Origin of the sequence: Pedobacter sp. AJM (assembly GCF_002197755.1) — a bacterium.
GTDB lineage: Bacteria > Bacteroidota > Bacteroidia > Sphingobacteriales > Sphingobacteriaceae > Pedobacter.
In genome coordinates, this window is the sequence record NZ_NHOT01000004.1 from 184,578 (window position 1) to 198,334 (window position 13,757).

The following is a 13,757-nucleotide window of genomic DNA, read 5'->3' on the forward strand; positions in this document are numbered from 1 at the left end:
TTAGCCCTGAACTAATACCTGGTAAGCAGCCGTTTCAAGATGTTTACAGCATCTTCTAGTTCATCGAGATTAGATGAAGCAAAACCAAGCCGTGTTGAATTTGCCTGATAAAAGTGCGAGCGATGAATTCTGCCATCAGAAAAAGAAAGGTCCTTTTTACGAGCATCTTGTGTAAGTTTATACATATCAATGGCTGGATCGAAAGTTGTCCACACGGCCATGCCACCTTCTGGTAACACAAAATTCAGGTAGCTGTTTAATTCATTCTTCAGTAAATTACAAAAAGTATCGCGTCTCTGCCGATAAAGGCGGAGCGACTTGCGCAAATGGCGCTGAATAATGCCATTTTGCAATAGTTCGGCCATCGCATTGTCTAACATGGTATCTCCCTGTCGGTCTACAATCCGCCTTAGCCTAGCAAGCTGGGCGATCACATTTTCAGACCCGACCAAATAGCCTACTCTAAAGGCTGGTGATATTGTTTTAGTGAACGATCCAAAATATAAAACCATTCCTTCCTCATCTGCACTGGCTAAAGGTGATAATGGTTTGTTGAGGTAATGAAAGTCGTAGTCGTAATCATCTTCAAAAATAATAAAGCCATATTTTGAGGATAAATGCAAGAGCTGTATGCGCCGCTCCGCCCTTAAGCTTACACTGCTGGGATAATGATGGTGAGAGGTAACATAAACCATCCGTACAGTCTTTATCTTACATATTTGTTCCAAATCATGTGTATTGATTCCATAATCATCTACCACTATCTGTAATAAATTAGCTCCAGCCTGTAAAAAAATATTGTTTGCGCTAGCCCATCCTGGTGTACCTGCTACGACATTGTCGCCTGGCCTTATTAAGGCTGTACTAGCCAAATATAAACCCATCACAGTGCCACGTGTAATCAAGATGTTATCTTTAGTCACTTTCATTCCACGGGTTTCACTAAAGTAAATAGCCAATTGTTCCCTTAACCAGGCTGAGCCCTGCGGGTCTTCGTATCCCAAACGATTATAGGCGTTACCCATAATCAACTGCGTACGATAGGCTCTGGATAAGTCATGCAATGGTGCGAGGCGGGGATCGGGAAAGCCATCATCCAGATGGTAGCTGGTATGTTCCTTAATAAACTTGCGCTTTAAATGAGCGGCTTGTTCAAAATGAAAACCTGCAGTTAGTAAAGCATCTCCGGTGTTTTGAATCTTATTGCCAAACTTCTCAGGCTTAATTACGGGTAAATGGCCTGCTACAAAAGTGCCGCTTCCTGTTTTACTTTCCAGCCAACCTTGGACAATTAGATCGTCATAAGCTCTAATCACGGTTTTTCGATGAACGGAAAGTAACTCAGCCAAATGTCGAGAGCTAGGTAATTTCGTTGCAGGTTGTAGGATGCCTTCTATAATGGCGTGGGTTAATTTTTTGGCTAATTGAACATATAGCGTTATAGAGTTGCCTTTGTTTAAATTAAGGGTCGAGAAAAACGGGTGCATAACCGGACTACTTGTTTTGAAAAAATTGGATGATAACAGGCATCCAATAAAGATACAATTTTGTTAAAAAGAAAATATAATGAAAAAAACAACCAATCAGCTCATCCCGAGCCGGGCAGCAAAACGGGCAAATTTTGATGTTGAAACTATCTATCCAATATTGGATGAAGCCTTGTTCTGTACCATAAGTTACGCCATGAATAATAAACCCTATTCTATTCCAACGTCATTTGTGCGTTATGGAGATAAGATTTATATTCATGGTTCTGTAGGGAGCCATTTTATTCGGGAATTGGATAAGGGGATACCAGTTTGCATAACTGTTATGTTGACTGATGCCCTTGTGGTTGCCAAATCGGCACTGAGCCACTCTGTGAATTATCGGTCAGTGGTGATATTCGCTACGGGAGAAAAGGTAGAAGATGAAAAGGGAAAGCTTGAATCCTTTGAGTGGCTTATGGATAAGATAGTGCCGGGCAGCTGGAATTATCTTCGTCCGATAACGGAGAGTGAGATACGCAGAACAGCAGTTCTGGCATTTAACCTGGCTGAGGCATCGGCGAAAATTAGGGAAGGGATGCCTAACGACGAGGCAGAAGATAAATTGTTACCGATATGGTCGGGTATTATTCCGTTGCAAACCTCAAGACTACAGCCAATAGCGGATGAAATGAGCCAGCAAATTCCGCTTCCTGATCATTTAAGTCATATTGGGAATAGTTAAGATGCCGATAAGCTGGCCGTTCTTCTTTTTCCAGCTTTAAAACTACTCACCGAATCACGCACTTTTAATATGAGATTCGGTGAGTATTTTGGTTTTTACACAAAAACAAAAAAGCTTGCAATCATTTGATTTGCAAGCTTTTACGTAGTTTTAATACTACCTTCTGTGATCCCGCTGGGATTCGAACCCAGGACCACTACATTAAAAGTGTAATGCTCTACCAGCTGAGCTACGGAATCATTATTGAGATCGCAAAGATAGAATTTTTTTATAATAAACAATAAGCATTTAAACAAACTCACCTTATCATATCTGAAACCACTGATTCACAGTAAAATATTTTTAATCTATAAATTTTGAATTTGTCTTGGATGAAAAATCGTCAGCCAAATCTGTCATGTAAATGCTTATTCAACCGTTGAAAACTTTTGATAGATAACCTCATTAAATTATAGATATTTGCCGAAATATTCTCTGAGCCTGGTTTAAATCGATAAAGCAAGATTCAGAAAACAGTAGCATATTCGAGATCAACAGATGATCATGAACAGATTTTGCAATGAACAGGAACTTCATGTGACATGAACTTAGCCCCTATTTGTTATCAATATTGTTCAATTATTTTGTTCGAAACATGCTCCGGGAATTTTAAATTCAGTTTTACATGAGTAACTTTTTATACGGAATTGATTTTGGCACAACCAATTCAGCCCTATCCATTTACGACGAACAGAAAAAGGAAATTATTGATACGATTTCTATTCCCTCTCTCATTTATTTTACCGAGACAAAAAGTTTTGTTAATGGTGAAAGTCATATTGTCGGTGAAAAAGCCATTGACGCATACTTAAATGACGGCATGAAAGGGCGATTCATTAAATCCATTAAACAAATTCTGTCGAGAAGTACCTTTACCGAAACCCGGATCCACAATAAACGCTATACCGCATCAGATTTAGTTACCCTGATTCTTAAAGATTTAAAGGCAAAAGCAGATCAAATCATAGGTGAAGAATGCAATAAGGCTGTAATTGGAAGGCCGGTATTTTTCGATGATGACAACACTTCTAAAGATACCTTGGCACAAACCCGATTAAAAAAGGCAGCTGAAATGGCTGGCTTTACGGAGGTGCGTTTTCAGTTTGAGCCTATTGGTGCAGCTTTCGCTTATGAAAAAACCATCAAGGAAAAAGAAAGGGTGCTGGTAGCCGATTTAGGTGGCGGTACTACTGATTTCACTTATTTAATCCTTGACCCTGAAAAAGTTGGGAGCAACGACCGTAAAAATGATATGATTGCTTCAGGTGGAATTTATATTGGTGGTGATAGCCTGGATTCTGCCTTTATGTGGGATCGTGGAACACCTTACTTCGGCAAAAATACCATGTATGAAGCTACACCGGGGAAAAAGTTAAACGTACCGAAATCGCTTTTCGCCAATATCTGTACCTGGGATAAAATGAATTTCTTTAATGGCCTGAAAATCCAGAAAGAAATGGAGGATTACTACTATTATTCCGGCAATGATCCGAAGTTTAGAAACCTGATTACCCTGGTCGATCAAAATTTAGGCTATTCTGTTTTCAGGGCCATTGAAAAAACAAAGATTGAACTTTCCGATCAGGCACAATCTGATTTCCGGTATTCCAACATGGGGATTGAAATAGATGAAAGCATTTCTATAGCTCAATATAATGGTATTATAGAAAAGGATGTCAATAAAATTGAAGCCTATCTCAATCAATTTATGGAACTCCACAAAATTAAACCAGAAGATATCGATTGTTTATTCTTAACCGGTGGAACATCAATGGTGGCTGCCATTCAGCAACTGTTCAAAACCAAGTTCCCGCATATTCCACTTAACTCCGGTGATAATTTTAAAAGTGTTGCCAAAGGCTTAGCGTATAGCGGCTACCTTTTTGAAAATTAAACGATTAATCCCCCCAACCAACTTTCCCCTAACCCCTACAGCGACCCTCCTTCAATTAATCGCGATTCATCAATAATCGTTTGCGCGAATGAGCTTCCGGCAATACAACGCATCATTCTACTCAAGGCAAGTTTCCCCAACTTAAAGCCGCTGGTTTCTGCGTAAGTAATCTCCGGGTAGAACAATTTCGGAATCATGCCATCACTGATACAAATAATCCCTATATCCTGTGGAAACTTTAAGCCCTTCCGCTGTACAGCCTTCATTACGCCAGCAAGGATTTCATCACTCATACAGAATATGGCAAGGTATATCCCTTTAAAATCAGCAAGTGCTGTTAAAACGATCTGTTCTGCCTCATCAGCACTGCAGGCATTCACGGTTTGCAGTTGAATCCCTTGATTACCTTCAGCCAGTACCTGATTAAATGTATGATAGCGAACTTGGGTGATCGACATATTTTGATCGCCAAAAATACCCAATACATCCTTAATACCTTTTTTCAAAATTGCTGAAGCGGCCAGTGATGCCGCATGCTCATCGGCTACGCAAATTTTATTACACAGTTCATAAGCGGGTACCTTATCAAAAAAAATAACCGGAATACCGTATTCATCCATTTTTAAAAACGGCGCAATATCTTTAGTTTCTGTCGTGATGGATATAAATACACCAGATACCCGCTTAAGCCTGCAACTTTTTAAAATCTCCAGTTCAATTTGCGGATCATTAGAAGAACGGTAGATAAATACGGAATATCCATACCGCCGGGCATCCTCCTCAATGGAACTAATGAAAGAGTGATAAAAGAAATTGGATAAACTAGGCACTACAATCGCAAATTCTTTATTGTTATGCGTGCGAAGATTCACCGCATATGGATTGGGATCATATTCTATCAAAGCTGCCAGCTCATTTATCTTTCGTTTGGTTTCAGCAGAAATGTCTGGATGATCTTTCAATGCCCGGGAAACAGTTGATATACTCACGTTTAATTGCTCGGCAATTTTCTTCAAAGTTGGGTTCGGTCTCATCTTCATACTTGGTTGATCAAATATAAGTTTTCCACAACAAACATTTGCGGAAATGTTATCGCAAACGTTTGCGGTAATTATTAGATTCAATTTGATGGTTTTAAATTGAATTAAACCTATCTTCATATTATAAACAAGTGGCAATGTAGCGGTAACCCGCCTTTTGCTACGCACAACTAACCAAATAATAATGACTGATGCTGTAGTGATACGAGTACAGTGTAAAAAGATATTATGAGATTTCTCTATCTGCGAATGATAATCTGCTTGCTTATAATCTGTGTTGGAAAAACCCATGCACAGAAAAAAATAAGGCAACCCAAATGGTGGAAAGAAGCTATTATTTATCAGATATATCCAAGAAGTTTTAAGGATAGTGATGGCGATGGAATTGGAGATTTAAAGGGGATTATCTCCAAGTTAGATTACCTGAAAAGCCTGGGCATCGATGCTGTATGGCTAAATCCGATCTTTTCTTCGCCTAATGATGATAACGGATACGACATTAGTGATTACCGCAGTATCATGAAAGAGTTTGGCACAATGAAAGATTTCGATGCCTTACTGAAAGGCCTTCACCAGCGAAATATTAAATTGATACTGGATATGGTATTAAACCACAGCAGTGATGAGCATGAGTGGTTTAAACAGGCCAAACAATCTCGTACCAACCCCTACCATAATTATTACCATTGGTGGCCTGAAGAAAAAGGAAAGCCTACCCCACGTTACAGCTTCTTTGACGTTAATAATGATGCCTGGAAATACGATGCAATTACAAAATCCTATTACCTCCACTATTTTTCGCAAAAGCAACCCGATTTAAACTGGGAGAATGAAAAGCTTCGCAATGAAATATATAATATGATGAAATTCTGGTTGGATAAAGGCATAGATGGTTTGCGGATGGATGCTTTTCAATATGTTTCAAAAGATACCACCTGGAAAAAATACCCGGAAGGTTACGAGAAAAATATCATTAATTATTACGGAATGGGTCCGAATCTGCACCATTACCTCAAAGAAATGAACAAAGAAGTGATGAGCAAATACAACGTCATGACGGTTGCTGAAGGTGCCGGAAGCACATTGGAAGATGCACATGCTTTGGTTGATGAAGATAGACATGAATTAAATATGGCCTATCATTTTGAAATCATGGACATCGGGAACGATCCCAAAGGTTACCTGCTCACCGATTTAAAGAAAGCCTTTACCAAATGGGAAACATCATTTGCCGATAAAGGCTGGCTGGCTGTTTTTCTGGCGAATCATGATGTACCCAGAATGGTAAGTAAATATGGCAATGATAGCCCTGAATTTAGACAAGCTTCTTCAAAATTATTAACCACACTGATCATGACCATGCGGGGAACGCCATTTTATTTTAATGGAGATGAATTGGGCATGTCGAACATTAAGTTTGATCAGATTGAAGACTACCGCGATATCGCCACCATTAATGCCCATAAAAATGCGGTTTTAAAAAAGAAAAACCTCAAAACCTTCATGGCTAAGCAGCAATTCATATCTCGCGACAATACCAGAACGCCTTTTCAATGGGATAACACCGCAAATGCAGGTTTCAGTAGCGGAACACCGTGGATCAAAGTGAATCCAAATTATAAATCCGTTAACGCATTTGCGGAGGAGAAAGATCCAAACAGTGTACTAACCTATTTTAAAAGGATTGTTGCATTTAGAAAAGCAACACCAACCTTAATGTATGGCAATTATCAGGCATATGACCTCGAAAATCCGGATGTATACTGCTACACCAGAACAGATGAAAAAGAAAGCCTGCTGGTGTTGTTAAATTTTTCTTCAAAGGAAATTAACTATCATGTTGATCAGAAAATTAATACCACCGCAGCAGCACCGGCCATTAATAATTATACAGAATCTCCTTCCAAAAAAAATAATAACATCAAACTGATGCCATGGCAGGCAGTGGTTTATAAACTGAACAAGCATTAACATGATCGTTGCACAACCAGAAAAAGGAGAGAAAATCTCTAACGCGGTTAAACTTAATTTCGGTTCCATCATCGCCATGAACATGGGCTTTTTTGGCATCCAATACAGCTTTGGCTTGCAGCAAACCAATATGACTCCCATTTATTCTTATCTGGGCGCCCATGCAGATCAATTGCCTCTGCTTAATTTAGCCGGACCAATGACGGGCCTGATTATTCAGCCGGTTATTGGTGCCATGAGTGATAAAACCACGAGCAGGTTCGGCAGAAGACGTCCGTATTTTTTAATTGGTGCCATCATTTGCAGCATCTGCCTATTTGCCATGCCTTACAGCAGTTCCATCTGGATGGCTGCCGGCATTTTATGGATTCTGGATGCCGGAAACAACATCACCATGGAGCCATGCCGGGCTTTTGTAAGTGATAAATTACCTACTGAGCAGCATGCCCTGGGTTTTCTAACCCAGAGTTTTTTCACTGGTTTAGGCATTACCCTGGCCAACCTTACACCGGGCATCCTTATCGCCGCTGATTTAATCAGCATTCATGCCAGAAGTGGAAATAATATACCATACACCACTTATGCAGCTTTCTTTATCGGCGGTGTGGTATCTATCGGATCCATTATGTACAGTTGCTTTAGCACTAAAGAAACGTCTTTAACTCAGGAAGAAATTCAGGATATCAAAGCAGCTTCAGGAGGCATCGGAAGCATTTTGAAAGACATCAACGAAGCATTTAAAACCATGCCGCTGACCATGAAAAAGCTGGGAATTGTTTACCTGTTTAACTGGTACGCCATGTTTATATACTGGCAATTTATTACGCTTTGCCTCGCTAAAACCATTTATAATACCAGCGATGCCGCATCAGCAGGTTTTGCATCGGCACAGTTACTCACCGGAACTGTAAATGGTGGCTATAACGTAGTTACTTTTTTAGTCGCGTTTCCACTAGCCTTTTTTGCCCGGAAAATCACGGCAAGGCGGGTTCATTTGTTAAGTTTAATCTTTGGTGGCATCTGCCTGATCTCCCTACCGGCGATACACGACGCAAAACTTTTATTTATCCCGATTATGGGTTTGGGTGTGGCCTGGGCCAGTATGATGGGTACGCCTTATGCCATGCTTGCCGGGAGTATTCCCAAAGAAAAAACAGGCATTTTTATGGGCATCTTAAATATGTTCATCGTCATGCCAATGCTCCTGGAAACCATCACTTTTAAATATGTATACAAATATTTGTTAGGTCATCACCCTGAAAATGCGATCATCTTTGCCGGTGTACTCATTACCATTGCCGGTGGTTTTGTTTTATTAATCAGACGCAAGGATCTTCAAGTTTAAACTCATGGTAAACGAAAAATCATATCAGCAAGCGCTGAACCTTTTACACGAAGCCTCAACACCATTCGGATTTGTAGCCGCCGTAAATGAATACGACAATTACAAACGCGTTTGGACCAGGGATGGCGTTATTACCAGCATTGCCGCGCTGTTAAGTGGCGATGAGCAATTAATTAAAACAGCTCAATCAACCATCGATACCCTCTTTAACAAACAGCACGCAAGTGGTTTTATGCCTTCAAATGTTTCGCCAGCAGATGGTGCAGCCAGTTACGGCGGTACATCGGGCAGAGCCGATAATCCTTCCTGGGCTGTCATTGGCTTATGTACATACACCATTTTAACCGAAGATTATAGTCTATGGAAAAAATATCAGCAACAAGTGGAGAAATGCCTTGCGGTGATGGAAGCCTGGGAATTTAACGGGAAACACCTGATTTATGTGCCGCAAAGCGGCGATTGGGCTGATGAATATATTCAACATGGCTACATTCTTTTTGATCAGCTGCTTCGTGTTTGGGCTTTGAGACTGACTTTCAGGCTGACAAAAAATGCAGTTTATTCAAAAAAAGCACAAAACATTACCGCTGCTATTATCAATAATTACTGGAAAACCGAACAACCAAAAAATGCCTATGCACCTAATCTGCTACATCAGTTAACAGATGCTTCCGGCAATTTCTGGCTGATGGGCTTTAACCCGGCAAGGATTTACGCCTATTTCGACCTTCAGGCAAATGCCTTTTCTTTGTTACTGGGTATTGGAAATGACCAGCAGAACAATATTTTGTTGAAATATCTAAAAGATAATTATGCAGAAAATCAATCGCTGATTCCATCATTCGCACCAACGATAGAAGTACACAATGCCGATATGAATGAATTGAAAAATAACTATGCTTATTCCTTCAGAAACCTGCCAAATTATTTCCACAATGGTGGTTTGTGGCCGGTATGGAATGGCTGGATGGCAGCAGCATTACATTTAAATGGGGAAACAGATATGGCACTTCATTTAACCATGAATATTCACGCGGCTAATCAAAATGAAAACAGCTTTAATGAATGTCTGCACGGCTTGGCCAAAACACCTTGCGGTGTAGAAAAATGTACCTGGAGCGCCGCCGGTGCCATCATTGCTGAACAAGCCTTGACTCATCCGGAATTTAAAAACTTATTTAAAGCGTAGTGCGCAAGCAAATGGAATCTATCAATAACATTTCACAAAAAAAGGCACTGGTTATCGGTGAATTACTGGCTGATATCATTTCTGAGGAAAATATCCCCTCCCTGGCCTCACCGTCGGCATTTAAAATTAGCCAGGGCGGAAGTGCGGCTAACTTTTGCTGCAACCTGAAATGGCTGGGCATACCTGCGGATTTGGTGGCCACTGTTGGCCATGACAACCTGGGCCTTTTCTTAAAGGATGAGCTTGAAACCGCAGGGCTTTCCAATCGATATGTACTGCGCTCGCCCAAACACCAAACCACGATCGTGTTAGTTGGAAAAAATCCGGAAACACCAGATTTTATAGCTTACCGCAGTGCGGATGCTTACATTACAAAAATTGAAGATCAACTGATCGAATCTGCAGATCTGCTGCATACCACTGCTTTTTCACTGAGCCTCTCCCCTGCACGTGAGACCATTCTGGCTGCTTTTTCAAAAGCAAATCTACTTCACAAAGAAGTTTCCATCGATTGGAATTTCGCACCTTCCGTGTGGGGTGACAATGATGGCCAGGCAGTTTTCGAGAAAATTTGCCAGTTAAATCCCTTGCTGAAGATCAGTGTGGATGACCTCGAGCGCTTCAGGGGAAAATCATTAAGCATGGAAGAATCCAGGGAATGGTTAGACCAGCTAGATATAAAACTGATCTGCCTCACTTGCGGTAAAGATGGTGTATGGTACAAAGAACAAAGTGGACAATGGCAATATCAGCCAGCACTTCCGGCAGCCGCCATAAAGGGGGTTACAGGCGCCGGAGATGCATTCTGGTCGGGATTTATTGCCGCCTACCTTCAGCATAAACCGCTGGAAAAATGCATCAGTTATGCGTTGGAAATCGCCAGAAAGAAAATAGAAACACCTGAACCTTTATATAAATAACAACTAACTTAAATTCAATATGAACCCATTTAAACCTGCACCACCTTAACCGCTAAGTGCGCTATTTTAAAATATATTTTTCTAACCATTAATTAAAACAACTATGAACCTTACTTTACTTAGCAATTGGTCTGTTTTCCACAATAAACAGAAATTGCATTTTTTAGGGAAACTGACAACCATTATCTTGCTAATGATTTCGCTCAGTGTTACCGCCTTTGCCCAGACTGTGGTAAAAGGAATTATCTACGACAATGACAAACTTCCGTTAGTTGGTGCTACCATTCAGGTAGCCGGCACAAACGTGAAAGCACAAACAGATGCAGAAGGAAAATACCAGATTGCTGTACCTTCAGCAACTTCAAAATTAATTGTGAGTTTTGTAGGCTTTGAATCGCAAACCGTTAGTGTAAACAATCAAACCCTGGTAAACGTTACGCTCGCTTCGCTTAATAATCTGGATGCAGTTGTGGTAGTAGGTTATGCCTCGGTTAAGAAAAGCGATCTTACCGGAGCCGCTGCCACTGTTTCAGCAAAGGATTTTAATAAAGGTCCGCTTAATGCGCCCGATCAGTTGATTCAGGGGAAAGTTGCCGGTGTGCAAATGATTAACAACAGCGGTCAGCCAGGCGGTGCCTCTACTGTTCGCATCAGGGGAAATTCGGCCATTACAGGATCCGGACAACCTTTATATGTTGTAGATGGTGTGGCATTAGACGGACGTTCGGCCAGGCCTTCTGCCAGCGCAGGTATTGGTACTGCTCCTGCCGGAAACCCACTCAACTTTATTAATCCGGCAGATATAGAATCCATGGAAATCTTAAAAGACGCATCGGCTACAGCCATTTATGGTTCAAGAGCGGCCTATGGCGTGGTGTTGATTACCACTAAACGCGGAAAATCTGGTGATACTAAAATAGACATCAATGCTTCTGCAGGCGTAGGTAACATTGCCCGCAAAGTTGACGTTTTAACAGGGGATGAATATCGTGCCGCACTCAAAAAATATGGTTTAACCAGTGGTGATTTTGGCACCAGTGTGAATGCTTTAGACGAGGTTTTACGAACAGCATACAACCAAAACTATTCAGTAGGCATTAGTGGCGGTACAAATGGTAATACATTCAGGGCTTCCTTGGGTTACCAGAATCAACAGGGAATTATCAAAGGTTCAGATTTTAAAAAATACAGTGCTGGTTTTAATGGAAACTTTAAGTTTTTAGAAAGCAAAAAGCTTGGTCTTGATGTAAACATGATCAGCAATCAGTATCTGGAAAATATTGCACCCATTACCACTGATGCCGGATTTACCGGAAGTTTGATCAGCCAGGCCTTATCCTGGAACCCGACGCAATCTTTCTATAATCCGGATGGAAGCTTATTCATTGATTATGGCTCTACAACGATCAATCCATTAGCTGCCCTGGCTGCAAACAGCGACAAAGCTAAAGTATCTACCATTTTAGGAAGCGTTTCGCCTTATTATAAAATTACGCCCTGGTTAGAATACAGAATGCTCGCCAGTGTAAACTACAGCACAGGGATCAGAAGAGCATCAACCAGAAGTACTTTAAACCTGCAGGGTATTCAGCCTTCGGGAGACTTCTTAGGTGGTTATGCCAGCTACTCCAATACAGAATTGGTTACGCAGCAGTTCACCAATACCTTAAATTTTAACAAAGAAATTGTTTCTAAACTGAATTTAAATGCTGTTATCGGTTATGAATATTCAAATTTCATAAATAAAAGTGCTGTTAATACGGCAACCGGTTTCGGAAATCTACCGCTTGACTACACTGATGCTTTTGAGGCTACGCTTAAGGCAAACAGAACTTTTGTAACCAGTTATGATCCAACAACTGAATTGCAATCATACTTTGCCAGGGCTATCTTTAACTATGACAATAAATACATATTAACAGCAACAGTCAGAGCAGATGGTTCAACAAAGTTTGGTACAAATAATAAATATGGTTATTTCCCATCATTTGCGGCAGCCTGGAATATTAAACAGGAAAGTTTTCTTGCCAATGTAGCCTGGCTGGATGTATTGAAAATCAGGGCAAGTTATGGGATCACCGGTAACCAGGATTTCCCTTCGGGCTCATCTCAGCAACGTTTTGTATACAGAACACCTAGCAAGGCTGGAGACCCTATTCCGCAGGTGGGTATAAATAACCAAAACGATAACTTAAAATGGCAGGAAGATAAACAAACCAACGCCGGTATAGATTTTGGCCTATTCGGAAATAAACTGACGGGATCTATCGATTATTTTAATAAAACCACAAAAGATTTATTATATCCGCAAACCGCATTTGCTCCGGCCGAGCAAGGTAATGTAATTACATGGAAAAACTTAAGTGGTGAGATTATCAATAAAGGCGTAGAGATGAGTTTAAATGCAAATATTATTGAAAAAGATAATTTATCATGGTCTTTAGGCGGTAATTTAACCTACATTAAAAACAGAGTCGAAAACCTGAGCGACCTGATTAAAACTGGTGCTTTAAGCGGTCAGGGATTAAGTGATGTAACCACAGAAGTGATTCAAAATGGCCTACCCTTATTTGCCATGGTAACCAGACAATACAATGGTTTAGATGCCAATGGATTTTCTTTGTATACCGATGATGGATTTACGAAATACTATGTAGGCAATCCTAATCCAAAGTTTATCATGGGTTTAAGCACAAATTTAAGGTATAAAAAATTATCTTTTAGTGCTAACTTTAATGGTTCATTCGGACAAAGTATTTACAATAATACAGCAAACTCCGTTTTAGCAATTTCCAACCTGGGTTCCAGAAATGTTTCTTCAGGCATTCTTGCTTTACCCGTACAGGAATCTCTTGCAAACCCAATTGCAGCATCTTCCAGGTACATCGAAAAAGGTGATTATGTAAAACTAGCCAATGCAACCTTAAACTATAACATCGGCAATATCGGAAAAGCGATCAAATCATTAAATGTTTATATCAACGGCCAGAATCTTTTCGTCATTACGAACTATACCGGTTTTGATCCGGAAGTAAATGTAAACAAAAGTGTGAATGGTGTTCCTTCTGCCGGCATAGATTATACCGCATATCCAACAGCAAGAACATTCAATTTTGGTGTTAATTTTTCTCTTTAATCCTTCAATAGT

9 protein-coding genes and 1 tRNA gene are annotated in these 13,757 nt (G+C 40.4%); 7 read left to right on the forward strand and 3 right to left on the reverse strand.

Going from position 1 to position 13,757, the window contains the following annotated elements; translation table 11 throughout:
* Positions 1–11: 11 nt before the first annotated feature.
* A complete protein-coding gene (locus CBW18_RS11755; RefSeq protein ID WP_088301529.1) occupies positions 12–1,487 on the reverse strand; it encodes a PLP-dependent aminotransferase family protein in 1,476 nt (491 codons plus the stop codon).
* A gap of 79 nt (positions 1,488–1,566) precedes the next feature.
* On the opposite strand from CBW18_RS11755, the gene CBW18_RS11760 reads away from it, so the two are divergent.
* Positions 1,567–2,211, forward strand: a complete 645-nt coding sequence (locus tag CBW18_RS11760; protein WP_088301530.1) for a pyridoxamine 5'-phosphate oxidase family protein — start codon at positions 1,567–1,569, stop codon at positions 2,209–2,211.
* A 166-nt stretch (positions 2,212–2,377) separates the two neighbouring features.
* On the opposite strand, the gene CBW18_RS11765 is transcribed toward CBW18_RS11760, so the two are convergent.
* Positions 2,378–2,450 (reverse strand) — tRNA-Lys (locus tag CBW18_RS11765).
* 425 nt (positions 2,451–2,875) lie between these two features.
* Here CBW18_RS11765 and CBW18_RS11770 point away from each other — a divergent pair.
* Positions 2,876–4,144: an Hsp70 family protein gene (locus CBW18_RS11770; RefSeq protein WP_088301531.1), complete on the forward strand. Its 1,269-nt coding sequence runs from the start codon at positions 2,876–2,878 to the stop codon at positions 4,142–4,144.
* A gap of 35 nt (positions 4,145–4,179) precedes the next feature.
* On the opposite strand, the gene CBW18_RS11775 is transcribed toward CBW18_RS11770, so the two are convergent.
* Positions 4,180–5,178 (reverse strand): LacI family DNA-binding transcriptional regulator, encoded by a 999-nt coding sequence (locus CBW18_RS11775; protein WP_172406508.1) that lies wholly within the window; start codon positions 5,176–5,178, stop codon positions 4,180–4,182.
* Between the two features lie 267 nt (positions 5,179–5,445).
* On the opposite strand from CBW18_RS11775, the gene CBW18_RS11780 reads away from it, so the two are divergent.
* The 5 genes from CBW18_RS11780 (at position 5,446) to CBW18_RS11800 (ending at position 13,745) form a co-directional block, all read left to right on the forward strand.
* The gene (locus CBW18_RS11780; RefSeq protein ID WP_216359230.1) at positions 5,446–7,155 is read left to right on the forward strand and encodes an alpha-glucosidase; all 1,710 of its coding nucleotides are present in this window, start codon (positions 5,446–5,448) and stop codon (positions 7,153–7,155) included.
* A gap of 1 nt (position 7,156) precedes the next feature.
* Positions 7,157–8,500: an MFS transporter gene (locus tag CBW18_RS11785; protein ID WP_088301534.1), complete on the forward strand. Its 1,344-nt coding sequence runs from the start codon at positions 7,157–7,159 to the stop codon at positions 8,498–8,500.
* Positions 8,501–8,504: 4 nt separating this feature from the next.
* Positions 8,505–9,689 carry a glycoside hydrolase 100 family protein gene (locus tag CBW18_RS11790; RefSeq protein WP_088301535.1) on the forward strand — a complete coding sequence of 395 codons (1,185 nt, stop codon included), beginning with the start codon at positions 8,505–8,507 and terminating at the stop codon, positions 9,687–9,689.
* Between the two features lie 11 nt (positions 9,690–9,700).
* Positions 9,701–10,609, forward strand: coding sequence for a carbohydrate kinase family protein (locus CBW18_RS11795; protein ID WP_088301536.1), 909 nt, complete (start codon positions 9,701–9,703; stop codon positions 10,607–10,609).
* 103 nt (positions 10,610–10,712) lie between these two features.
* Positions 10,713–13,745 (forward strand): SusC/RagA family TonB-linked outer membrane protein, encoded by a 3,033-nt coding sequence (locus tag CBW18_RS11800; RefSeq protein ID WP_253249020.1) that lies wholly within the window; start codon positions 10,713–10,715, stop codon positions 13,743–13,745.
* The last annotated feature ends 12 nt before the right edge of the window (positions 13,746–13,757 follow it).

Bases quoted from the DNA above. Each gene is read 5' to 3' on its own strand.
- CBW18_RS11755 (WP_088301529.1), bottom strand. From the start codon at position 1,487: ATGCACCCGTTTTTCTCGACCCTTAATTTAAACAAAGGCAACTCTATA.
- CBW18_RS11795 (WP_088301536.1), top strand. From the start codon at position 9,701: ATGGAATCTATCAATAACATTTCACAAAAAAAGGCACTGGTTATCGGT.
- CBW18_RS11770 (WP_088301531.1), top strand. From the start codon at position 2,876: ATGAGTAACTTTTTATACGGAATTGATTTTGGCACAACCAATTCAGCC.
- CBW18_RS11785 (WP_088301534.1), top strand. From the start codon at position 7,157: ATGATCGTTGCACAACCAGAAAAAGGAGAGAAAATCTCTAACGCGGTT.
- CBW18_RS11760 (WP_088301530.1), top strand. From the start codon at position 1,567: ATGAAAAAAACAACCAATCAGCTCATCCCGAGCCGGGCAGCAAAACGG.
- CBW18_RS11790 (WP_088301535.1), top strand. From the start codon at position 8,505: ATGGTAAACGAAAAATCATATCAGCAAGCGCTGAACCTTTTACACGAA.
- CBW18_RS11800 (WP_253249020.1), top strand. From the start codon at position 10,713: ATGAACCTTACTTTACTTAGCAATTGGTCTGTTTTCCACAATAAACAG.
- CBW18_RS11775 (WP_172406508.1), bottom strand. From the start codon at position 5,178: ATGAGACCGAACCCAACTTTGAAGAAAATTGCCGAGCAATTAAACGTG.